This is a genomic window from Citrobacter sp. MGH105, from assembly GCF_001037485.2.
GTDB classification, from domain to species: domain Bacteria; phylum Pseudomonadota; class Gammaproteobacteria; order Enterobacterales; family Enterobacteriaceae; genus Citrobacter; species Citrobacter portucalensis.
The window spans coordinates 2,335,815-2,359,508 of record NZ_CP073048.1 but is presented as its reverse complement, the minus strand read 5'-3'; the positions used below and the strand labels follow the sequence as shown (position 1 = coordinate 2,359,508).

The following is a 23,694-nucleotide window of genomic DNA, read 5'->3' as shown; positions in this document are numbered from 1 at the left end:
CGCTGCGGCGGGTTTTTTTATCTGCAATACTTATTTGTATGACTTATGCCTCCTTCACCTGCCATTTAGTTGACAGATGATGCGCTCATGGATGAAACATTATTGTGAACAGATTATTTTCCTCACATGTGATGCCTTTCCGCGCCCTCATCGACGCTTGTTGGAAAGAAAAATATACTGCCTCTCGCTTTACCCGTGACCTGATCGCCGGGATAACCGTTGGGATCATCGCCATTCCGCTGGCAATGGCCCTGGCAATAGGCAGTGGCGTTGCGCCGCAGTACGGCCTGTATACCTCAGCCGTCGCTGGGATTGTTATCGCCCTTACCGGGGGATCGCGCTTTAGCGTATCTGGCCCAACCGCCGCCTTCGTGGTGATTCTGTATCCGGTGTCGCAACAGTTTGGGCTGGCAGGCCTGCTGGTTGCCACGCTCATGTCCGGGATATTCCTGATCCTTTTCGGCCTCGCTCGTTTTGGCCGCCTGATCGAATATATCCCCGTGTCGGTAACGTTAGGTTTTACATCGGGTATTGGTATCACCATCGGTACCATGCAGATTAAAGATTTTCTTGGCCTGCAGATGGCCCATGTCCCGGAGCACTATCTGCAGAAGGTTGGTGCGCTGTTTATGGCCTTGCCGACCATCAATTTCGGCGATGCCGCCATTGGCGTAGTGACGCTGGGGATCCTGATTTTCTGGCCGCGCCTGGGGATCCGACTGCCGGGTCACCTTCCCGCACTGCTGGCAGGCTGTGCGGTAATGGGTATCGTGAACCTGACCGGCGGCCATGTCGCCACCATTGGTTCTCAGTTCCACTACATTCTGGCTGACGGCTCACAGGGTAATGGTATCCCGCAGTTGCTGCCGCAGCTGGTCCTGCCGTGGAATATGCCGGAATCAAACTTTACCCTGAGCTGGAGCTCGTTACAGGCGCTGTTACCGGCAGCCTTCTCGATGGCGATGCTGGGGGCAATTGAATCTCTGCTGTGCGCCGTCGTACTCGATGGGATGACCGGCACCAAGCATAAAGCTAACAGCGAGTTGATTGGCCAGGGGCTGGGTAACATCGTGGCACCGTTCTTTGGCGGTATCACCGCCACAGCGGCAATTGCCCGCTCTGCGGCAAACGTCCGCGCCGGGGCGACCTCGCCAATCTCTGCGGTTATCCACGCGATTCTGGTGATCCTTGCCCTGCTGGTACTTGCGCCGCTGCTTTCCTGGTTACCGCTTTCCGCCATGGCCGCCCTGCTGCTGATGGTGGCATGGAACATGAGTGAAGCGCATAAAGTGGTGGATTTGCTGCGCCATGCACCGAAAGACGACATCATTGTCATGCTGATGTGTATGTCGCTGACGGTACTGTTCGACATGGTTATTGCCATCAGCGTCGGTATCGTTCTCGCCTCTCTGCTGTTTATGCGTCGTATTGCGCGCATGACTCGCCTGGCGCCGGTCAACGTAGACGTACCGGACGATGTGCTGGTGCTGCGCGTTATTGGTCCGCTGTTCTTTGCCGCGGCGGAAGGATTATTTACCGATCTTGAGTCGCGTATTGAAGGTAAACGCATCGTAGTCTTGAAGTGGGACGCGGTCCCGGTACTGGATGCCGGTGGTCTGGACGCTTTCCAGCGCTTTGTAAAACGTCTGCCGGAAGGTTGTGAATTACGCATCAGTAATCTGGAATTCCAGCCGCTACGCACCATGGCGCGCGCGGGTATTCAGCCGATTGCCGGGCGCCTGACGTTCTTCCCGAATAAAGATGCTGCGCTAGCAGATATCCGCTAACGTGTAGCCCGGCCAGGCGAAACGCCGCCGGATTGCAAATGACAGACAAAAAAATGGCTCCCTTACTTGGGAGCCATTTTTATAACAAGCTTATTGCTTACGCGTTCAACAGTTGCTCAGCCGTTGCCTTCACGCTTGCCAGCAGGACTTTAACATCCTCCAGACATACCGTCGGATTGAGCAGCGTTAGCTTCAGGCAGGTGACACCATCTGCTTCGGTCACGCCGACGTTGGCGCTACCAGAAGCCAGCAGAACGTCACCAATACGCTGGTTCAGCAGCGCGACAAACGCCACGTCGTCACGTTGCGGGCGGAAGCGGAACAGCACGCTTGCCAGCTGCGGCTCCATCACCAGTTCAAGATGTGGCTGGGTTTTGACAAACTCAGCAACATCACGCGCCAGCGTCACACCGTTATCAATGATCTCGGCATACTGCTTTTTGCCCAGCGCTTCGAGGCCCATCCACAGCTTCAGCGCGTCGAAACGGCGCGTGGTCTGCAGTGACTTCGATACCAGGTTTGGTACGCCAGCCTCTTCATCGAAATCAGAGTTCAGGTACGCCGCCTGGTAACGCATCAGCTCGTAGTGGCGCGCATCTTTTAACAGGAACGCACCGCAACTGATGGTCTGGAAGAACTGCTTGTGGAAATCCAGCGTCACGGAATCTGCCAGTTCAAGGCCGTTCAGGAAGTCACGGTACTTCTCAGAAAGCAGTAACGCCCCGCCCCATGCCGCATCCACGTGCATCCAGACCTGATGTTCTGCAGCCAGCGCTGCAATATCCGCTAACGGATCGATTGCGCCCGCATCGGTAGTACCGGCAGTGGCGACGATTGCCATCACCTGCTCACCGTTGGCTTTCGCCTGGGCCAGCTTGTCTTTCAGGTCAGCCAGATCCATGCGTGAAAACGCATCGGTCTTCACCTGGGTGACGGAACGGTAGCCCAGCCCCATCAGCGCCATGTTCTTCTGCACGGAGAAGTGCGCGCTTTCAGAGCAGAACACTTTGATTTTACTCAGATCACCGGTCAGACCATCCTGCTGAATGGAGTGCCCCTGGCGAGCGAAAAAAGCATCACGCGCCAGCATCAGGCCCATCAGGTTACTCTGCGTACCGCCGCTGGTGAATACGCCCGCATCGCCTGCCGGGTATCCAACCTGCTCACGCAACCACTCGATCAGCTTGATCTCAATGATGGTGGCCGACGGGCTCTGGTCCCAGGAGTCCATACTTTGGTTGGTGGCGTTGATCAGCACTTCCGCCGCCTGGCTAATCACCAGGCTCGGGCAGTGCAGATGCGCCACGCACTGCGCATGGTGAACCAACAAGCTGTCTTTGAGAAAGTATTCAACCGCACGCTCAATAGCGGCCTGGTTGCCCAGGCCCTGAGACGTAAAATTCAGGTTGATACGTTCACGCAGTTGCTCAACGGTTTTACCCTGATACATCTCAGGCTGCTTTAACCATTCAACGACCGCTTGCGTACTCTGCTCGATAGCGTCCTGATAAGCTGCAATGCTTTGCGCCGAGCCGGACAGAATCGGGTTTACGTCTGACATTCGATCCAACTCCGTTTAAACCGGCTTCACGCCAGCGCCCAGCAGGGCGTTTTCGAATTTATCGAGGAAGATTTCCAGCTCAGCGTTGGTGATCAGCAGTGACGGCAGCAGGCGCAGCACGCACCCGTTGCGGCCACCTCGCTCCAGAATCAGCCCATTTTCGAAGCATTTTTTCTGCAGCAACGCGGACAGCTCGCCATCGGCCGGATAGCAGCCCATGTGATCCTGCGCTTCGTTCGGCTTCACGATTTCCAGGCCGATCATCAGACCCAGACCGCGCACCTGGCCGATAACCGGGTAGCGTTTCTGCAGGTCAGCCAGTTTGCCTTTCAGCCACTCGCCCTGGGCAGCAACTTTATCGGCAATCTTGTCGTCTTTGAGGATCTTCAGCGTTGTCAGACCGGTCGCCATCGCCAACTGGTTGCCGCGGAAAGTACCAGTGTGGTGGCCCGGAGCCCACGCATCGAACTGCTTTTTAATGCCCAGCACCGCCAGTGGCAGACCGCCGCCAACCGCTTTGGACATCACGATGATATCTGGCTCAATACCGGCGTGTTCGAAGGCGAACAGTTTACCGGTACGTGCAAAGCCCGCCTGAACTTCATCGATGATCAGCAGAATGCCGTGTTCCTGCGTCACTTTACGAATGCGTTGCAGCCACTCGACCGGAGCCGGATTCACGCCACCTTCACCCTGCACCGCTTCGAGGATCACGGCAGCCGGTTTACGCACGCCGCTTTCAACGTCGTTGATCAGGTTTTCGAAGTAGTAGGTTAATGCTTTAACGCCAGCGTCGCCGCCGATACCCAGCGGACAACGGTATTGATGCGGATACGGCATAAACTGCACTTCCGCCATCATGTTGCTGACCGCTTCTTTCGGCGACAGGTTGCCGGTCACGGATAGCGCGCCGTGGGTCATCCCGTGGTAGCCACCGGAGAAACTGATGATGCTGGAACGGCCGGTGACTTTCTTCGCCAGCTTCAGCGCCGCTTCAACAGCATCTGCGCCGGACGGACCGGTGAACTGCAGGCAATATTCTTTGCCCTGACCCGGTAATAAAGAAAGTAAATAAGATGAGAATTCATCTTTTAACGGCGTGGTAAGGTCAAGCGTATGTAACGGTAAGCCGCTTGTGATGACACTTTGAATGCTCTGCAGCACTTCAGGATGGTTATGACCAAGCGCCAGGGTTCCGGCACCTGCCAGGCAATCAAGATATTGATTATTTTCTACATCAGTAATCCAGACGCCCTGCGCTTTAGCGATCGCTAATGGCAGTTTACGTGGATAGCTGCGGACATTAGATTCAAACTCAGCCTGTCTTGCTAAAAAGGTATCATTGCTCTGTGGTAATGAATTAGCACTTAAAGTATCAATACGGACTTTATCCGTCATCATATCACTCCTACAACCAGGTGTAGATTAACGCCTGATTGAATAAATGGTTATAAGGATTACCTGTAAAAAAGCGCGGCTAATATATGTTGTTTTAGCTTAGGACTCAATCATTTATTTTTCGGCATTAAAAATAACAACTTTCCCCTTTAAATTCAAAGTGTAACAACAATTTACCATTACTAAATCCTAAAGAAATATATCTATTTAATTAACAATGTTGTAGCTAATTGCAACGCAGACAATCTAATAAAAACCATGGAATTTTCGTGTTTTTATTATTTTTTTACACGTTTTTACCATTAATGATGCTCGCAATATCTTGTGATGACATGATTTTTCACTTATTTGTCGATAAATCGAATAAAAAAGTCGATCCCTCAATATAAATCACTTAGTATGGCGCGCTTATTTGCAGGCTATGTAGATAAAATTAATGCGCAGCACCCGATAACGCGTACAGGCGACACGCGTTATCGACAACAGGTATTCCCTGGGTTGTCAGCAGAAATGTTCGCGGGCGGACATTTCGTAAGGCGAACTTCGTTCCCTTATGCCGAGAATGAAAATTTTCTAGCCATACTTTTATGGCGCCCTGATATGAGATTGTTATGACTCGCATTTATCCACCATCCGTCGTTGCCAAATTTGGCGGCACCAGCGTCGCTGATTTTGATGCGATGAACCGCAGCGCCAGCATTGTCCTTGCTGATCAAGATGTCCGTTTAGTCGTTTTGTCTGCTTCAGCAGGCGTGACAAACTTACTGGTTGAGCTTTCTGAAGGTCTGGAAACACATCAACAATTAGATAAGATTGAGACTTTACGCGCCATCCAATACAACATTATTTCCCGCCTGAAGCAGCCGTCCGTTATCAGCACGGAAATCGATAATCTTCTAAACAATATCCGTCGTCTTGCACAAACGGCGATGGTTTCGCCGTCTGATGCGTTAAGCGATGAATTAGTCAGCCATGGCGAGCTGATGTCCTCGCTACTGTTTACTGAAGTGTTACGTGAACGGCATGCTGAGGCCGGGTGGTTTGACGCCCGTAGCGTGATGCGTACTAACTCGAACTTCGGCTGTGCCGAACCCGAGCTTGGCACACTGCACCACCAGGTGGAGACTCACCTGCGCCCTCGTCTTGAGCAAGCGATTATGGTGACTCAGGGATTTATCGGGCGTGATGCCGCAGGGCACACCACAACGCTTGGACGCGGCGGTAGTGATTACACGGCTACGCTTCTCGGTGAGGCGCTTCACGCCACACGCGTTGACATCTGGACCGACGTCGCAGGGATCTACACCACCGACCCACGCATTGCGCCGCGGGCCAAACGAATCGACCATATCTCATTTTCCGAGGCCAGCGATATGGCCGCCTACGGTGCGAAGGTCCTCCACCCGGCGACACTGCTCCCGGCAATGCGTAAAAGCATTCCGGTCTTTGTTGGCTCAAGTAAGGATACTGCCGCCGGAGGTACGCTGGTGCACAACACCACCGATAATCCACCTCGCTATCGCGCGCTCGCCGTGCGTCGTAAACAGACGCTGTTGCGGTTACACAGTCTGGAGAAGCAAACTTCCTGTTCTTTCCTGGCGCAGTCCTTCGCCATTTTAGCTCGCCATGCGGTCACGGTGGATTTGGTTACAACCTCAGAGAATAGTATTGCGCTGGCGCTGGACGCCACTCATGCAACCTCAGGTGAAGACCATGTGTTGACCACCGCATTGTTTACCGCATTGTCCTCCCACTGTCGGGTGGAAGTGGAAACCGGGCTGGCGTTGGTCACTTTGGTGGGGAATCAACTCACACAGGCTGCGGGAGTTTGCAAAGACGTTTTTGCCTGGCTTGAAGAGCATACGGTACGAATGATTTGCCATGGGGCATCAAACGACAACCTGAGCATCCTGTTGCCGGCTGACAATGCAGACAGCGCGATCAAAGCGTTACATTATCGGTTATTCGAATAACGCTTCTTTGTAGTATGCCACCAAGGGTAGAAGTCGTTTAACCCAGTACTGACGAACAAGCAGAGCCCTGGTTTTTAAACCAGGACTTTGTGTTCAAACAACTGCCCTCCAAGCTGGGAGAGCTATTTAGTTATGCCGATGATTGGTATCACCGCGACGGCAGCGTTTGTCATAATGGCGCACCCACCAGTAACGATCGCTGATTTGTTCGTGCCCCCCCACTCTGGCACCCGCCAACCAGAGGACACCACCAACAAAAATACTGAGCACGGCACCATGTGCGAAAAACTGTGGCAGATTAAATTGCGGCAGTTGGTTTAAAATAGAGTAACCAACACCACCCACCATCACCACCAACCCTAAAGCCATGAGCACGTTACCGAGTAACGAAGCGTTTTTGCGTTTCATGTGTCACCTCCGGAACTTTGGGTTGTTACAGGGAATACCCCTAATCCTTATGTGTAAAGTATAGACAACACTGCCGTTCGCAAGTGCGGGAGCGATCACAATTACAAACACTCATGCAACAAAACTTTACAAATAAGCTACTGAACATACTCATTTTCTAATAGTCCATTTGTGCAATTATTCAGCTTTTGGCGATAAGCACGCAGTTTTTTGTCAACAGCAGCGTCAGACAGTAAACTACACGTCGTTTATCGAAACACTCAGGACAAAACACGTGGCGATTAAATTGATTGTCGGCCTGGCGAACCCCGGCGCAGAGTATGCGGCAACGCGACACAATGCAGGCGCATGGTATGTCGATCTGCTGGCAGAAAGATTACGCGCTCCCCTGCGCGATGAGCCGAAATTCTTCGGCTACACCTCCAGAGTTACGCTTGAAGGTGAAGACGTCCGTCTGCTGGTGCCAACCACATTTATGAATCTGAGCGGCAAGGCTGTCGGTGCGATGGCCAGTTTTTATCGTATTAACCCCGATGAAATTTTGGTCGCACACGATGAGTTAGACCTGCCGCCAGGCGTTGCCAAATTTAAGCTTGGCGGCGGCCATGGCGGACATAATGGCCTGAAAGACATCATTAGCAAGTTAGGTAATAACCCCAACTTTCATCGTTTACGCGTTGGAATTGGCCATCCAGGCGATAAAAACAAAGTTGTCGGATTTGTTTTAGGCAAACCACCTGTTTCAGAACAGAAGTTAATTGATGAAGCAATTGACGAAGCGGTACGTTGTACCGAGATTTTGTTCAAAGATGGCCTGACCAAAGCAACGAGCCGGTTACACACCTTTAAAGCGCAATAAGTAGCGATGTGGGGCATTTTTCTCGCGTGCTGTGTATAATAGGCAAAGTTATTTACATTTCTACAATCTGTTTTCCATAACAGGTTGAATATCAAAAGATTAAGGTGATTTAAACATGGGATTCAAATGCGGTATCGTCGGTTTGCCAAACGTAGGCAAATCCACCCTGTTCAACGCGCTCACAAAAGCGGGTATTGAAGCGGCAAACTTCCCGTTCTGTACTATCGAGCCGAACACCGGTGTTGTCCCGATGCCCGATCCGCGTCTGGATCAGCTGGCCGAAATCGTCAAACCGCAGCGTATCCTGCCAACAACGATGGAATTCGTCGACATCGCCGGTCTGGTAAAAGGTGCGTCCAAAGGTGAAGGTCTGGGTAACCAGTTCCTGACCAACATCCGTGAAACCGAAGCTATCGGCCACGTGGTGCGTTGCTTTGAAAACGACAACATCATCCACGTTAATAACAAAGTGGATCCGGCTGACGACATTGAAGTTATCAATACCGAGCTGGCGTTGTCCGACCTCGACACCTGTGAGCGCGCTATCCATCGCGTGCAGAAAAAGGCCAAAGGCGGCGACAAAGACGCTAAAGCAGAACTGGCTGCGCTGGAAAAATGCCTGCCACAGCTGGAAAACGCTGGCATGCTGCGCGCGCTGAAAACGCTGACTGACGAAGACAAAGCGGCTATCAAATACCTGAGTTTCCTGACGCTGAAGCCAACAATGTACATCGCCAACGTCAACGAAGACGGTTTTGAAAATAACCCGTACCTCGATAAAGTGCGCGAAATCGCGGCTGCCGAAGGTTCTGTTGTGGTTGCCGTTTGCGCAGCCGTTGAAGCTGACATCGCAGAACTCGATGATGCTGACCGTGAAGAATTCATGGCTGAAATGGGTCTGGAAGAGCCGGGCCTGAACCGCGTTATCCGTGCTGGCTACGAATTGCTGAACCTGCAGACCTACTTCACCGCTGGCGTGAAAGAAGTCCGTGCATGGACCATTCCTGTCGGTGCCACGGCTCCGCAGGCAGCCGGTAAAATCCATACCGACTTCGAGAAAGGCTTTATCCGCGCACAAACCATCGCGTTTGAAGATTTCATCACCTATAAAGGTGAGCAAGGTGCGAAAGAAGCTGGGAAAATGCGTGCCGAAGGTAAGGACTATATCGTCAAAGATGGCGATATCATGAACTTCCTGTTCAACGTCTAAATAAAATCTGCTGTCTCATGAGGTTCCAACGAATCTCATGAGAATCGCAAAACCCTATAAAATCCACGCAATTGCGTGGATTTTTCATTTCATAATGTCTCAACTTATTGAACAGGCCCCGTCGTGAGGAAAGAATTTGTCTACGAGCGTGGGGTCAGTCCAACCAGCAGGATTGCCAGGCAAACCACTGGTTGCCTGGCAAAAAGGTCAGGAGACGATTATCAGAAGTTCCATTTCGCGCCGATCATTGCCGCACTGTCATTATAGCCTTTATCACCCACCTGCACGCCGACATTGCCCCACAGGTTGAAACGTGGGCTGACCTGCCCTTCGACACCCACTTTCACCTCACCCAGGTTTTTCGTTCCGGCCTGGCTGACGTTAACGCCGTCCATCCGGGTGCTGAAATCACGGGTATTGTGCAGCCAATTAACTTCGGCAAACGGCTGGAACTCACGCGCTTTACCGTTATCGAGCTGGCTGTGGCCTTTGATCCAGGTTTTCACACCAAGACGCGTTTGCACATTACCGTCACCGCTGCTGGTGATGCGGGTGCCGTTGCTTTCACGGTGATCGTCGGCTTTCACGCCCATCCACACGGCCTGTGCCTGCGGCTGGATATACCATTCGTTGGTCGAACCTTCACGCGTCTGGTATTCCCCCATTTTCCAGGTGTAGCCGGTTTCCACCGAGGCGTTCACCCCTTTCGATTTATAGGATTCGCCCTGCAGACCTTCACCCTTCACGCTGTTGTTAAACCAGTTGTACTGTGCCCAGGTATCGACATACAGCCCGCTGTGCGTCTCGTCGTTGGCATACCAGGTTGAGTAAACCCCGGCGGAATAGCCGTTCACAGACCCTTTCGAACCATACTGCGTACGTGACGTGTGGGTATTGCTGTGGTCGTTGCCGTAACCGGCCATCAGACCAAGATGCCAGCGGTCAAGACCACTCTGGCTCCACTGCGCCACATCACCGCCCAGTTGAACGGCGTAACGGTTGCTCTGCGTTTTGAGCTGCCCGCTGCCATCACGCCAGTTGTTGTGGCCGCCCACGTGACGCATCCACATGCTGGTGACTTTTTGCTCGCCGGTTAACGCGTCGATGAACTGTGTTTCACCCAGGCGATCGTGCAGACGGGTCACAAACAGGGTGTTAGCCGCCGCCAGGTTTGCGGTGTAGCTGCCGCCTTCCGGACGCAGATCCGGCGTTTCTTTATCACCCGGATCCGTGCCCGGGTCCGTTTTGCTGCTGTTCAGATACCAGTTACTGCTGTTTTCACCGGTACCGCGGTTCAGGGTGTAGTCATACGCCCCGGCAACAATACGGCCTTTCTGGGTGAAATCACCGTCGGACGCCCCCTCAACGGTAATAACTTCAATACCGTTGATGGTCGCCGCCCCTTTGCCCCCGGCGTTTGTCACCGTGACATACGTGTTGCCGGAGGTATCGCCTTCCACCACCAGCTTATCGGTGACGGATTTATCGTCGCCAAGCGCGGTGTTAAGTGACAGCAGCCCATCGTTGCCCGCATAGTTACCCTTAATCACCAGTTGGTTACCGGCTTGTTGACCGGACACACCGGTGGCCATCGTACCGTTGTTGGTGACGTTTCCGCCCACCGTAAATGTGTGCGTACCTATACTCTCAGCGGTGCCAACCTGAAGCAGACCAGCGTTGTTGATATCACCTGCCACGCCGCCAAACCCGGATAACGTTCCCTGTCCTGCGATATTGACCTGCTTGCTGCTCAGCACCACTGAAGCAATCTCGCTGCCCAGCTGCAGGCCCCCCTGCTCAATGTGTGTGGCACCGGTCCACTCGGCATTCTCGCCCACGGTGATGGTGCCACTGCCGAGCTTGGTAACGCTGCCCGCACCGGAAACAATGTTGTTCAGGTCCCAGCTACTGGCGCTGTTGAGCACCAGGGAACCGGCGTTTTTCACCGCCGCATCGCCCAGATGTTCAGCCACGGACGCGGTAAGCTGCGATCCACCATCAATGTCAAAGGTTCCGGTAAACTCGCTGTTGTTACCGGCCAGCACCACATCGCTGTCGGTCAGTTCGACACTGCCGTTATCGCTGATGGCGTTGTACAGTACGCCTGCGGCATTGCTTAACGCCAGCGTACCGGCCGCCACGATGTCGCCGGTGCCGAGGCCCAGCGTAGAGTTCAGCAACGCCGTGGCCCCTTCGGCAATCGTGGTTTTCGCGGTCATAGTGCTGTTTTCACCCGTGACAGTCAGCGTTCCTCCGTTCAGGTTGAGCGCGCCGCTACCTGTTAAGGTGCCGTTCGCCTCACCGCCATCCGCAATCGTCAGGCTGCCACCATGGATATTCAGCAAAGAATCGACAGCGGCCGTCAGTTTACCGACCGTCTGGCTGTAGCCGTTCATATCAAAACCAGTGTCAGATGCCAGACGCAGTTCGCTGGTCTGCCCCAGCACGTCGTTGTTATTCATCAGCAGGTTGCCGCTACGCACATCGGTGATGCCGGTGTAGTCGTTATCCATATTGGAAAGTGACACGGTCTGGCCTCTGGCACTGTCGAAGGCCAGGTCTCCTGAACCGGTGACGCGGGCGCTGAGGTCAGCGGCATTACCTGTTTTACCGTTAGCATCCAGCACCAGTGCGTTACTGCCGGACGCCAGCAGTTCGACCTGCGTCAGCCCGTAGTTGATATACAGCCCGTCGTCGTTTTCGCCACCGGTCAGGCGGTAATCGTAAGTGCCTTTGGCCACCACGTCGCCATTCTGCTCAATGTCAGCCACCACGCCATCGCTGATAACGTTGCCGTCTTTGTCGGTTAACGTCAGGTTGCCCGCACCACCCTGCACAGCGGAGTCAGAGGTAGCCAGTTTGATCAACTCCTGTGCGTCGTCCTGCTCAAGCAGGGAGAGCGTCGTATCCGCCTGTGGATGATCATTGCTGACGCTGCCGGTATCCACCTGAACGGTCCCGCGACCACTCAGATCCATTTTACCCGCATGGATCGTACCATCCGCTTGCGTTTTGCCCGGCGTAACACCGTCGAAACTCACCGTGCCCCCGTTAAACGCCAGCCCGCCGATATTCTGTTCGCCCTTGCCGACATGCGTGAGGCTGCCTTCACCCGCGCTCAGCGTCGCTTTAGCCAGGGCCTGAGTATTTAACCCGGCCAGTTCAAAGGTGCTGTTTTGCAGCGCAAGCGTGCCCTGGAAACCGTCTGCGGCATTGTTGGCGGTAAAATCAAACGCCTTGCCGGACGCATCCACAGACACGGTCCCGGTTCCCGAGAGGTGGCTGTTGAACGCCATATCGCCGGTCGCGTTCAGTTGCAGCGTACTGTTCGTATCAATGCTGTAACCCGTATTCGCTGCATCATCTTTTGCGTCACCCAGGACGAAGTCGACGTTATTGACGGTAAACACGGAGTTGCTGGTCAGATCGATATGCTCCATGCCGGTAATGGCGTCGGCACTGTTCAGAGTGTACTGTGCGTTCTGCAACCGGAGCGTGTCTTCACCTTCTCCACCATTCAGGCTGGTGAAGAGCGAGGTTTCCGTCGCCTTGATGTCTTTCAGCAAGAAGAGATCGCTGCCGTTACCGGTGGTGATATCGGTTGCCGTACTGCCGGACTCCAGCGTGACGGTGTTATCGCCACTCAGTAAATTTACCATCCCGGTGATGCTGGCTTCCGCGGCATTGGTAAAGGCAATGCCCTTCCCTTTAACGATTTCCAGCGCTTTTTGCGAAGCATCCAGCGCGCGGATCACCCCTTTATTAAGGAAGCTTTCCAGAGAGCCGTTATCTGCATCGACCACCGCATGCGAAGTGGAAACTGACGTCAGCTCGCCCGACTGTTCAATATTTTTCGTGGTCCCGCCGACAACCAGCGCCTCTGCGCCATCGCTGTCCAGCACGTTGACGCTGGCACCGGTTTTCAGGTCTGCGGAGGAATTGGTGACGATCCCTTTACCACCCGCCTGCTGGACGTTGATGACCAGATCGCGCGAGTCGGACATATCCAGGGTCTGATCGGTTTGCGAACCGTCCATACTTTCAAACAGGATACCTGTGCCGCTGCCAGTGACGTTGATGGTGCCAGAGTTGATCCGATCCATGGAAGCCCCGGTATGCACACCAACGCCGTTTCCGACGGTAATGTGGGTCTCTTTGAGTTGAATACCGGCAAGGTTGGCCTGGTTTTCAATGGCGTTACCGCTGCCGCCCGCGGCCATCGTGATGGTTGCGCCATCAACGACCAGCCCTTTCGCCCCGCTTGCCAACAGAATGGCGTGCGCCGTGCCGTCAGCGGAAGTTTGCCCTTCACCGGTCAGGTTAAGCGTTGCGTCGCTCTCGACCAGATACGCCGCGGTGCCATCGGTTGCAGAAACGGTCGCGCTATTGTTCACCACGGAATCTGCGCCCTGAATATTGACCGCCACGCCATTCACCTGAATATCGCCGTCGTTGTTAAGCGTACCGCCGGAAATCAGCACTCCGGTACTGTCCGACTGATCAAAATCAATAGTGCCTTTATGGTTCAGCGTACCACCATTACGAGCGATATAGCCGAAAGCGCCGTCAGCGGTGTTGGCCGTTTCAAGGGTGGCATAGCTGGTTAATACCGACTCACCTTTTTTGGCTTCAACGACTTCACCATCCAGGCCATAGTAGTTTCCGTCAACAATGCCCGCCGTTGTGCCCTTACCGGCGACTTTAACAATATCGGCATCCGCCGTGATTGTCCCCGTAGCACCGCCTTCAATACGAACGCCAGTTGAGCCTTCACCCATAATGCTTAACGCCAGCTTGCCGGAGTTAAAACTGCTACCTGCATCCGTCGTAAGGATAATGGTGGAGTTATCACCCGTTGCATTCATTTGTGACTTATTGGTACTAGAACCATCAAACGCAGCGCCGCCATCGACGCGATAAAGTGTCGAATCTGTCGTCGAAACCGTTTGATTACTCGTGGCATTATCGATAATTGACGATCCGGCACCGTAGATGTAATACCCCGTCTGGTGACTCCCTTCATTGAAGGTCACCGTTCCGTCATCCACCAGGGTGATGGTGCCTTTATCACGCGCCTGAACACCGATGGCATAATCGCCATTGAGATTGACGTCGCCTGATACCACGGCGAGGGCATCCTCACCACTCGCCCGGATACCGTAGTTCGCGTAATGCGTCCCCTCATCTACACCGGAGTTGACGTTAATGACACCCGCGTGCGTGATTTTTCCTCCGGCTTCCACATCAATACCGATACTGTTTTGCCCGTTTTGATTGATTACGCCGTTGTTCACGACCCGGTTTTCACCGGTACCTGATTTTACGTTGATCCCCACGTTCGCAATCGAGGATTCGCCGGGCAGATCGCCGTTGATCTCTATCGTGCCATTTTGATTTAACGTCGCGGTATTTTTAACAACGATGGCTGTTGCGTTCGTTGTCTGAGAACCAATTACAATTTTTGAGGCCCTATCGCCGTTATACGTCGCACTGCCTGATAACAGAACACCGATGGAGTCTCCCGAAATACGAAGGTCGTTAGTCGCATCCGTCCCCTCACGTTGAGCCTCCCGGCCGATGTACAACATGCCGTTATGGTTAAATGTTGATTGCTGGCCGGCCTCAACACCTGTTGTGACCGGTGTGCCAGTGGTATTCGTCTGCGCGGTTGATGCGACATTTATCGTGCCGTCATTTGTCAGCACCGCAGACGAAGAGAGTAGGACACCTTTATTACTGTATTGAGAAGAGCTCGTTGCCAGGTTAATCACGCCAGTGGCATTGTTATTAACAGTGGATGTGCCGTTTGCCAGGATAGCCGTGTGCTGGCCTGCTGCGACTAATGCTGCGCTCGAACCCAATTTTTCAGCCATGTCAGGGTTAGTCCCTGCATCAACAACCCCGTTGTTCTCAAATACAGAACCACTGTGAACGGCGACGACATAGGCCCCACGAAGCGTATTGTTATTCGACCCTAGTGTGCCCTCATTGATTAAGGTTGCACCATTTTCCAGGTTAACCAGCGATGCATCAGACCAAAAAAGTTGCAGATTAGCGTCTTTATCAATGTTAATAACGGCATCTTTGCCGGTTCCGTGGATGTAGGAGACGGTATCACGATTAACCGTTCCTCTAACTGCATCATCAGACGCAATCCCATCCTCATTCGCATAAATAGGGATAGACCCGGTAGTTCGCGCCAAATTCAGTTCAGCGTTGTACTCTGCACTGGTCATTGAGAGCTCACCTTTTTCAATCGCTGCGATTAACGCAGCGTTGTAAGCTTTAAACTCCTCCACATTTGTCACATTTTGTGGCCCAAGTTTGCTGGTGAACTCACCTGTAAATTCGTCAATCACTGGGTACGCAATAGCCGTGCCACCACTGTGATTGTTGTAATCATTACCTAACTGGGCTATTGTTTTAGAATGGTAATTAAGCTCTGCTTTGTCACCAGACTCACTGGAAACATTAAAAACTGATGCTTTATTTATGCTACTCGTATTTGAACTTTTGAAAACAGCGCTAAATAAGTTTTCCCTATCATTAATCCAGTTGGCATCCTGACTTCCAACATTGACATCAAGAGTGGCTCCACTATTAACGTTGTATAGATTACGATCTATATACTGGCCGTTAGCACCCACGGCATTTGAAATCGTAACATTAAAGTCGGCGAGAGAGTTAATGACCATCGCATCATTATCGTAGACCGCTATTGATGTCGTATTCCCGGTAACTGGATCTATAAAGTCAATTACTTTGCTTTGCGAGCCGATGTTAAATATGTTGTTATTCTTAACATACTCACTATTAGTACCTAGAAGACCTTTATCATAAGCCTCACCCAGAGTCATATTGGTGTAACCACTATTACCATACGAAACATTCGAAAAGCTACCTGACAATGTATTATCCCGTCCACTCACTGTTATCTCTATGGCATCTTGTGGGGTCATGGAGTCTACTACATAATCTGTTGCCTGTGATTTCGCTGGAAAAAGTGCAAGCATTAATAAAGCGACAGGTGCCATTCGAAAAACATATGCATTCTGGAATTCTGCGCTGTATTGTTCTTCCGTAATAAGCGAAGAACTGCTTGATTGTACGTTTCCACGTGCCAGTTCGGAAACAACAACGGCACACGAGCGGGCTACGCTCCAGATAACCTTAAATACTTTGTTCATCATCTCACTCGCTTTTAACAGCCCATTTTCTTTCGCGATTACTTCACAGGTGAATTTGGGCCAAAATTATCAGTGCCTGATTTTTAGCTCAGGCGTTTCGTGAGTGATTTTACTTGCCGCCCCTCTTCTAGGGTATATATAATGAATAATTCGTTATTTATAGATACATCATCTATAAAAATAAATATTTAAAGATTATCGTGCTGAATTTTAAATGGTGTTACACGACATTTTATTGGTTAGCGGAAGTATACATTCTGGTGAGTACATATTATCGATATATATTTTCAGCATGTCGTTAACTAATAGCTTCATGATTAAAAAGCTCCAGGGGGGATTACCACCCTGGAAAAACTTTTTTGAGAGTAATCCTATTTATTAAACCTGTAAACAAAGAAGTGCAGGTTGGCGGTGTTTTTAAGATTATACCTCTTTGCTATAGCGAGTGTACTTCTCAAAAAGTTTTTATAACTTACGCCTGATTTTTTTGCAGCCAAGAAAATACTCTCTGAAAGTTTTAATGATTGAATTGTTTTAACTTCACATTGGCTCATTCCTTTGAAGTCCTTGAAGAATTCAATTTTTTCAATTACATTACTCACCGATTTTAGTTTAGCTATCGTTATAAGGTGTCGCCATTTGTTTAAATCATCATACACAGATAAATCAATTTGAGATGAGATAACCTTAGAGATCCATAACCCGCGAGAGATCAAAATCGTTCGAATTTCATCCTCTTTGGAAAAGTGATATAGGGTGTCATTCAGTTCTCCAAGCGAGTTAAATGAATCGACATCAATGAAACATATTCTATTTTCACAACAAATTTGTTTCATTAAAGCGAAAATAGACTGACGAAGAAAAGTATCATGCGTGATGACCATGAATGTTTGCCTATCCATCATGAGTAAATCCTGATAATGCCCTTCATGATGTTCTCAAAATTAATTGACAGAACCTTCACGAAGAGCCTCGTTACTGGGAGGGTTTGAGACGAAAATAATAATACAACAACACCTTACCCAGGAATCTATAGAAGTAATGTTATGTCATATAGGTAGATATTCTGATAAAGCAATAGAAGAAATAGTTTTATAAAATATCTAACTGCAAAATGCGTATGCGTGATAGAGCACAATGTCAAAACGTGAAATATCAGCTAAAATAGAGAGGAACAATCATATGCAGATGAATACACATATGCTTTACCAAATTTACAACGAAGTAACATTCAGAACTGATGATGGTGTCCTTGCCAGTCTTTCATCACCCGAAAATTCGGTTGTACTTTCCATCACGGCGAATCGTATTTTTTCGTTCCTGCTTGAGCAACGAGGCAAGGTCGTTTCCCGTGAGGATCTTTTAGTTAATGTTTGGGATAAGAATGGGTTTCAGGCCTCGAATAACTCTCTGAGCCAGTACATTTCATTTATACGAAGAGGACTCCACGATCTCGGCTGTAATCAGGAAGTCATTCAGACTATACCCCGGGTGGGCTTCTTGGTTCCTGATGACTCTATATCTATCAGAGAGACTGATAACTACCGTGAAATCAATTCATTAAATGTTAAGGCATCGGTGCAAATAAAAAAAACGCAAGTATCGGCAAAAATCTGGATTTTGGTAATGACTTTGTTGCTGAGTTCACTGGTTATAGCCTTTTACCCATTACAAAATGGTGCTTCTGATATGATTTCAGCTATAAAGACTTGGAAACTCGGTAAGATTGATCAGTGCCCTGTGTATACTTTTTATAACAACTCCCCAGAAATGATGTCCGTCAAACTCGAAAAAGCCAGATTGTTAACAAACACTTACCTTCCGTGCATTCAGGGTGCGACCTACTTCTTCCAGCCTGACGATCTATACACCTACGGTGAAAAAGGACGCGTATTTTTGTCCCGCTGCACCTGGAATAACAAAGAACAAACTAAATTTGCAGGTTGCAAGGATATCTATATCCATGAAAATTAATAAGAAAAAAACACTGATAAGCGTCTCAGCAATTGCGTTTGTTTCAGCAATTGCTGTTCGCGCGACAGGAATCGCTGACTGGGCACCCAATAATGGGATAAGCATCAACTGTGTATCGACGATCTCGATGCCAGAATTACCTCATGGGGTGAAATTCAATGGCAGTGTATACGTTCAGATTTATAAAGACGGATCCGGTGAGGTTGATTTTTCTGGTGTCGTTACGGAAACAGGAGAGCATGGCGTTGGGAAAAGTAGCGTCCAGCGTACCATTGCGTTTGAATACGTGATGCTAGATTCTGGCACCGTAAGGCTTTCTGAAGCACGACTGAGAAAGAAATCAGCTGACACAATGCCTGATGATTTTTTTACTAAAGCCATCTACGATAGCTCTGAACCAGAGAAACGAATGCATGTATCAAAACTTCAAAATGCATATCTGATAGGCAACATTTTTTCACCATCACTTTTATGTGTCAGTAAATCCTAATACCTTCAACGCCGCCACGCATATGCCCCAATTTAGCCTCAGCTACCTCGTTTGGACATTGCAAACGAGATAGCCCTGTCCGTACAGGGCGGCACAGATCATGTGACGTCCAATGAGGTATATCAAGCATTTGACCACTTTCATGTAAACGCAATGAGTTTTCAGTTAGATACTTCTGTTGGATTGGCTTCTTAGTAGCCTATGAAGGGAATAGTTTGTAGGGTCTGAATTTATTTGAGAACGGGAACATGACACTCAGCTATGCCATGCTAAATAAGTACGCCAGTAAGTACGCGGGAGAGAAGACAGTAAGATTATATGCAAATAATAAACTGTAACCTATTGATTTAAATGGCACGATAATAGGAGTCGAACCTACGACCTTCGCATTACGAAAGCGAGCCAACTCCATAATGAGTACATATTGACCCTGACCCCTTCGTGAAGCACACCGCCCTACATTTTCTCCAGAATTAAACACGCTTCACGATTAAGCGTAATGAACTCCTGCCAGCTAAATTGCTGTCGGTAGTTAAGCTGATACTGCTTTTCTACCTGGCAAATAAGCGGACGTGTTTCATAAATCGCGCACAGCTTTGTCTCCATCTGATAGTGACGACAAATGCCGTCACCGCGATCAAGAAATTGCGTTTCACTGGCGCGATCGACGTGGCGACAACAAGCGCCACACTGGTTACAGGGAAACGCGGGCGTGAGCGTCATAGTTTACTTAACCAGCTACGCACAGAGCGGGTATTCCCTGCTTCAAACGGTAGCGCAATATTTCGGCGCTCAACCTCTGCTCGCAGCAACAAACCACGCTCAATTTCACTGTTCACCGCGTTAAGATGCAGCGAGAAACGCGATAACGCTGACGAATCAATAGCAAACTCTAACGCCGAAAGCTCCAGTAGATAACGATCGAGTTCAGCATTCACCTGCTGATAATACTCTAGTGCTTTCTGATACTTATCTTTAAACGTATCCAGAAACGCCCAGACCCTTTTCATCAATGCGCTGTGTTCCAGGAAGTAGTTCATTACCAGCGTCAGAATACCTGTCGCCAGCGCACCGCAGAAAGCGGCCAGTTCCGGACCAAAAGGAAAGACGAGCATCTTGGCTAAAGCTTCGTTAACCACCACACCAGCAGCCACGGCCACACCCGCAGCCACCAGCTTGCTTACCGCTTTAGCGAGCTGCCCCGGCGCTAACCCTTCAGGGTTAAAGACCATAACTTTAAAGGCCTGTACCAAATTGTTCCACATCTCACGAATCAGGCGCACCATCATCTTCTTAGTCGTAAAGAAGATATTGAACAGCGTCGTTGTAATGCTGGAGAGCACGCCACCGATGGCACCGTCTTTAAAGGACGTCAGGAAAGTGCTGAATTTACCCTGCACTCGCTGCCAGACTGCGCGTAATGCCTCCGCCGCATCTTGCAGGAAGTCTCCGGCATCGAATGAATGACGATGCTTCTCAAACATCACGGGAATACGCTCACGGAACTCAAACCAGGTCTCAGCCAGAATCAGTCCCAACATCTGTCGCGTTCCCATGCGAAACGCATTGTTCATTGTGGCGGTGGCGACATTCTTCGCAAACTTACTGCTGGTATAATATTCCTGATTGATCGTACTGTTGTATTTTGCCCGCGCCTTTTTGTCGGCCTCTTTCATCCGTTCAAAATCGGCGGCGGCTTTATTTTCCAGCTTATTCAGCTGTTTTTGCTCTTGCTCGGAAAGCATTGGCTGGCTGCGTAAACGGGCAATTTCCTGCGTGGTCACAGCATGCTGTTCTTGTAGCGTTTGCACGAAGGCATCCATCGTTTTCGCCTTCTTCGCCTTATTCAGCGACTCATTCGTGAAGGTCAGATTTGATGAATCATTAGCCAGATCGGCACCATCACATTCGGCAAGGATACGCCCGGGATCGTTGTGAATTTCATGGGCGGCAATAATATGGTCGAGGTTCTTTTTATCATTAGCCGCAAATTTCTCACCGGTGTAGGTATCGGTCAACGTACCGGCCTCGTGCGCCTTTTTTCCCGCCCGGTTGGTGGCAATGTAGTTTTCGTGGCTATGGTAATGATGAGAATCATACCCTTCACGTTGCTCGTACCGTTGACGCTCGGCATCGGTGGCATACACTCCCTCGCGAGCGTTATGAATGGTATTCACATCGCCGCCGTGTTTATCCTCCAGCAAGAGAAAATCCAACCCAAAAGAGGTGGTCAGACTCTTAACCACCGTCTGATGTAACTCTTCACCCCAGTCAAACCTGGCTGTGTTCATTGTGCTCGCCCATAGCAATGCCGGGCAGATTCGCCCGGCGCGTCGATTAAATACGAGAAGAAAATGCGTCAAACTCAGAAGCAGAAACCGCCAGTTTTTCGTCCAGAATCTCTTTGTTCAGCAGGTTCATACCGTTGCTGTCGGTCTGCAGTTGGATCACGCCATCTTCGATAACGGCTTCACCGTTTTCCTGCGTCACCGGCTTGAACAGCGGCGTGGTGATCACGTCGGTCATGATGGCGGCTAATTCATAACCATGGTCGATAATCGCCATGATCTCTTCCGACTCACTAATCTCGGTGGTTATATTCTTCTCATGACGTTCAACAATGATGGCATGCATCGCTTTCAGCGGTTCAAAGTAGTGTTGAACAAAGACGCTATGCATACGGGTTATTGATTCATAAATGCTATTTACATACTGCTGCACCTTCGTCAGCTGCGCTTCAGCCGCATTCATTTTTTCCACCGCAGCTGTCACTTCACGGGAGCTTTGATAAGCATTGTTAAGCGCCTTTTCGGCATGGCTATCGTAAGCCCAGCCTGCGATAGCAATCAACGGAGCCACTACCGCGCCGCCAAGTACCATCGCACCGCCCGCCATTCCCCAGCCGCCTGCGGCCAGAGAACCGCCGCCAATAGCCGCCATTGTGGCGTTATACGCCGCCGCACCAGACAGGGCGGCAATCGGCGTACCGGTAGACGCTGCGGCAAACGCCATCACGCCGCTGTACACGGCAAAACCAGCGGCAGCACCGGACACCCCGGCACCGACGACCGTCGTCAGATATTCCGTGGCGGAAATCGCCAGACTCTGAATTTTATTGATGTTGTGCTGCGGTACTTTCAGACGAAGATCTTTATGCCCATCCTTAGCCATACGCGCCAACAGATCGTCGGCAATCGTTTTAAATTCATTGAAATCTTTACCGATCTTCAGTTCTTTTTCACCCAGCTCGGCCAGTTTTTTCGACGTTGTTTCATTCGCCAGATCAAAGCTCTCTTTATGCTTATCAAAGCGACGTTGCGCGCGATCTAAAACATCGTCGGCTTCTGATTTTTTCTGGTAGCCATCATAAGCTTTTTTGCCACCAAACGCCGTTGCCGCTGCCGCGACGCCCAGAATAATGAAAGGTAATGCCATAAATAAAAATCTCCTGTGCAATAAGTCGTTGTTACCCGCTACGCATCACATTCCAGAACAGGAACAGAGTCGCGATCGCCAGTGATGTAGTTATGCAGTATGTTGATGACCGTTGTTTTCAACCATTCAGGTTCCAGAATTTCTATATTCGGTAACCAGAATAGAATTAATGGAATAATTTGATTCTGATGTGCTGCCTTGCAAAGCAAAGTCACGCCATCATTCTCTTCACGCACTAATTCTTGCTGAGGCAGTAAATCTCGTCTTGCGAAGTAGCCAGCAATGCTGTGTTTAATACGCACCCGCACCTCAAACGTCTCTTCACTTACCCAAGGATCGCGATGCTCATCAATTAATGACAGTGTGGGTGTATCGACCGTAAAATGCTCTTTCCGGATATCCAACCACCGAATTTTACTTAACGAAAAAGACTTTAGCTTTCCGTCCTCGGTCGCCTGCAGATACCAAATATTTTTCTGGTTAACTAATTTATAAGGGTGAACGGTGCGCGTTTTGTCTTTATATAAAATATGACAGACACTGTTTTTCTGAATCGCTTTTTCTAATAAGTTAAAATACTTTCGCAAATCATTTCTGACTGAATGTTCAGGGCGACCAAACTGAACTCTAACATGCTGTTCTACCGCTCGTTTTTCTAAGCTAAGCCAAAAATCCTCATCTCTATCAGGAAAAACCGCGTCGGCGTCCAGCAGCTTTGCCAGTGGGTCATGAAGGGCATAGGCGCTATTATTCTGCGCGCGAATCGGTATCAATCGATACTCTCCTCCACCACACCCCTCAATAAAGGAGGAAAGCATATTAAGATCACGATAGACCGTTCGTTCAGTGATATTAAATTTCTTCATCAACTGATAGCGATTCACTACGCCACAAGTTTGCAGCTCTATTAGGATATCGACTAAACGTTCTGCTGAGCAACTCCTTGCTGAATCAGCCATAAGCACCTACTTTTCTGTTTTCCTGACATGAATTATATATAAAATGCTGACATATCCTGTCAGTGTATCGGCACGCTGATCATTTTTTTTAGAGAAATCGACAATTTATTTGACCATTAGTCGCATTGGACAATTTTTAGGGACAAAAAGCGCTCCTCATCAGGAGTAAATGCCAGAGACATGGCGGCCAAAAGACCACCTACATACATCCTCATCAAACTGGCTAACGGCTATCTCTTCCACTAAGCCAAATTCAACGTTGAGTTTGCAAAGGTGGATTGTCAGGAGAGTTTCTTAATGATGGCCAGTATCGTGGTATGAACGCCGGTATTTGGTTTCTTCACGCTGAGTAAAAAAACATCATCTGCAGAAGGATGTGGACGCGCTGGCAGCTGTTAGTGCTGCTGACTGAGTCGTTGAAACACGAGCTAATTCGTTGTACAACCGGGCTTA

Annotated in this window: 15 protein-coding genes and 1 tRNA gene; 6 read left to right on the top strand and 10 right to left on the bottom strand. The window is 50.1% G+C overall.

Going from position 1 to position 23,694, the window contains the following annotated elements; genetic code table 11:
* Positions 1 to 131: 131 nt before the first annotated feature.
* Complete coding sequence (gene dauA, locus SK35_RS11300; protein WP_003833472.1) at positions 132 to 1,787, top strand: C4-dicarboxylic acid transporter DauA; 1,656 nt, start codon at positions 132 to 134, stop codon at positions 1,785 to 1,787.
* Positions 1,788 to 1,884: 97 nt separating this feature from the next.
* On the opposite strand, the gene SK35_RS11295 is transcribed toward dauA, so the two are convergent.
* Positions 1,885 to 3,348 (bottom strand): pyridoxal phosphate-dependent decarboxylase family protein, encoded by a 1,464-nt coding sequence (locus tag SK35_RS11295; protein ID WP_048216238.1) that lies wholly within the window; start codon positions 3,346 to 3,348, stop codon positions 1,885 to 1,887.
* A 15-nt stretch (positions 3,349 to 3,363) separates the two neighbouring features.
* A complete protein-coding gene (locus SK35_RS11290; RefSeq protein ID WP_008784983.1) occupies positions 3,364 to 4,749 on the bottom strand; it encodes a diaminobutyrate--2-oxoglutarate transaminase in 1,386 nt (461 codons plus the stop codon).
* A 608-nt stretch (positions 4,750 to 5,357) separates the two neighbouring features.
* Between SK35_RS11290 and lysC the strand changes: the two genes are divergently transcribed.
* Positions 5,358 to 6,719 (top strand): lysine-sensitive aspartokinase 3, encoded by a 1,362-nt coding sequence (lysC, locus tag SK35_RS11285; protein WP_048216237.1) that lies wholly within the window; start codon positions 5,358 to 5,360, stop codon positions 6,717 to 6,719.
* Between the two features lie 126 nt (positions 6,720 to 6,845).
* Here the strand turns inward: lysC and ychH are convergent, their stop codons facing one another.
* Positions 6,846 to 7,127: a stress-induced protein YchH gene (gene ychH / locus SK35_RS11280; RefSeq protein ID WP_003833480.1), complete on the bottom strand. Its 282-nt coding sequence runs from the start codon at positions 7,125 to 7,127 to the stop codon at positions 6,846 to 6,848.
* Positions 7,128 to 7,401: 274 nt separating this feature from the next.
* On the opposite strand from ychH, the gene pth reads away from it, so the two are divergent.
* Positions 7,402 to 7,986: an aminoacyl-tRNA hydrolase gene (pth, locus tag SK35_RS11275; protein ID WP_048216236.1), complete on the top strand. Its 585-nt coding sequence runs from the start codon at positions 7,402 to 7,404 to the stop codon at positions 7,984 to 7,986.
* Positions 7,987 to 8,101: 115 nt separating this feature from the next.
* Positions 8,102 to 9,196, top strand: coding sequence for a redox-regulated ATPase YchF (gene ychF / locus SK35_RS11270; protein ID WP_003020818.1), 1,095 nt, complete (start codon positions 8,102 to 8,104; stop codon positions 9,194 to 9,196).
* A gap of 221 nt (positions 9,197 to 9,417) precedes the next feature.
* On the opposite strand, the gene SK35_RS11265 is transcribed toward ychF, so the two are convergent.
* Together SK35_RS11265 and SK35_RS11260 are read right to left on the bottom strand one after the other, a co-directional pair.
* Positions 9,418 to 16,383 carry an autotransporter outer membrane beta-barrel domain-containing protein gene (locus SK35_RS11265; protein WP_048216431.1) on the bottom strand — a complete coding sequence of 2,322 codons (6,966 nt, stop codon included), beginning with the start codon at positions 16,381 to 16,383 and terminating at the stop codon, positions 9,418 to 9,420.
* Between the two features lie 371 nt (positions 16,384 to 16,754).
* The gene (locus SK35_RS11260) at positions 16,755 to 17,288 is read right to left on the bottom strand and encodes a hypothetical protein (RefSeq protein ID WP_048216235.1); all 534 of its coding nucleotides are present in this window, start codon (positions 17,286 to 17,288) and stop codon (positions 16,755 to 16,757) included.
* 277 nt (positions 17,289 to 17,565) lie between these two features.
* Between SK35_RS11260 and SK35_RS11255 the strand changes: the two genes are divergently transcribed.
* Entirely contained in the window at positions 17,566 to 18,357 is a 792-nt protein-coding gene (locus SK35_RS11255; protein WP_231504598.1) for a winged helix-turn-helix domain-containing protein, read from the top strand.
* A complete protein-coding gene (locus SK35_RS11250) occupies positions 18,347 to 18,847 on the top strand; it encodes a hypothetical protein (RefSeq protein ID WP_048216234.1) in 501 nt (166 codons plus the stop codon). Before SK35_RS11255 ends, SK35_RS11250 begins: the two co-directional genes overlap by 11 nt.
* 354 nt (positions 18,848 to 19,201) lie before the next feature.
* Here the strand turns inward: SK35_RS11250 and SK35_RS11245 are convergent.
* The 5 genes from SK35_RS11245 to SK35_RS11225 all read right to left on the bottom strand — a co-directional run bounded on the left by SK35_RS11245 (position 19,202) and on the right by SK35_RS11225 (position 23,241).
* Positions 19,202 to 19,303 (bottom strand) — tRNA-Thr (locus SK35_RS11245).
* Positions 19,304 to 19,570 carry a YkgJ family cysteine cluster protein gene (locus SK35_RS11240; protein WP_048216233.1) on the bottom strand — a complete coding sequence of 89 codons (267 nt, stop codon included), beginning with the start codon at positions 19,568 to 19,570 and terminating at the stop codon, positions 19,304 to 19,306.
* Positions 19,567 to 21,138, bottom strand: a complete 1,572-nt coding sequence (locus tag SK35_RS11235) for an ATP--cob(I)alamin adenosyltransferase (protein ID WP_048216232.1) — start codon at positions 21,136 to 21,138, stop codon at positions 19,567 to 19,569. Before SK35_RS11235 ends, SK35_RS11240 begins: the two co-directional genes overlap by 4 nt.
* A gap of 46 nt (positions 21,139 to 21,184) precedes the next feature.
* Entirely contained in the window at positions 21,185 to 22,282 is a 1,098-nt protein-coding gene (locus SK35_RS11230; RefSeq protein ID WP_048216231.1) for a hypothetical protein, read from the bottom strand.
* A 38-nt stretch (positions 22,283 to 22,320) separates the two neighbouring features.
* Positions 22,321 to 23,241 (bottom strand): helix-turn-helix transcriptional regulator, encoded by a 921-nt coding sequence (locus SK35_RS11225; RefSeq protein ID WP_048216230.1) that lies wholly within the window; start codon positions 23,239 to 23,241, stop codon positions 22,321 to 22,323.
* Positions 23,242 to 23,694: the final 453 nt, after the last annotated feature.

Excerpts from the sequence above, each read along its gene's own strand:
- ychF (WP_003020818.1), top strand. The coding sequence starts at position 8,102 with ATGGGATTCAAATGCGGTATCGTCGGTTTGCCAAACGTAGGCAAATCC.
- ychH (WP_003833480.1), bottom strand. The coding sequence starts at position 7,127 with ATGAAACGCAAAAACGCTTCGTTACTCGGTAACGTGCTCATGGCTTTA.
- SK35_RS11265 (WP_048216431.1), bottom strand. The coding sequence starts at position 16,383 with ATGAACAAAGTATTTAAGGTTATCTGGAGCGTAGCCCGCTCGTGTGCC.
- SK35_RS11255 (WP_231504598.1), top strand. The coding sequence starts at position 17,566 with ATGCAGATGAATACACATATGCTTTACCAAATTTACAACGAAGTAACA.
- SK35_RS11235 (WP_048216232.1), bottom strand. The coding sequence starts at position 21,138 with ATGAACACAGCCAGGTTTGACTGGGGTGAAGAGTTACATCAGACGGTG.
- SK35_RS11225 (WP_048216230.1), bottom strand. The coding sequence starts at position 23,241 with ATGGCTGATTCAGCAAGGAGTTGCTCAGCAGAACGTTTAGTCGATATC.
- SK35_RS11295 (WP_048216238.1), bottom strand. The coding sequence starts at position 3,348 with ATGTCAGACGTAAACCCGATTCTGTCCGGCTCGGCGCAAAGCATTGCA.
- SK35_RS11230 (WP_048216231.1), bottom strand. The coding sequence starts at position 22,282 with ATGGCATTACCTTTCATTATTCTGGGCGTCGCGGCAGCGGCAACGGCG.
- SK35_RS11250 (WP_048216234.1), top strand. The coding sequence starts at position 18,347 with ATGAAAATTAATAAGAAAAAAACACTGATAAGCGTCTCAGCAATTGCG.
- SK35_RS11260 (WP_048216235.1), bottom strand. The coding sequence starts at position 17,288 with ATGATGGATAGGCAAACATTCATGGTCATCACGCATGATACTTTTCTT.
- SK35_RS11240 (WP_048216233.1), bottom strand. The coding sequence starts at position 19,570 with ATGACGCTCACGCCCGCGTTTCCCTGTAACCAGTGTGGCGCTTGTTGT.
- lysC (WP_048216237.1), top strand. The coding sequence starts at position 5,358 with ATGACTCGCATTTATCCACCATCCGTCGTTGCCAAATTTGGCGGCACC.
- SK35_RS11290 (WP_008784983.1), bottom strand. The coding sequence starts at position 4,749 with ATGATGACGGATAAAGTCCGTATTGATACTTTAAGTGCTAATTCATTA.
- dauA (WP_003833472.1), top strand. The coding sequence starts at position 132 with ATGCCTTTCCGCGCCCTCATCGACGCTTGTTGGAAAGAAAAATATACT.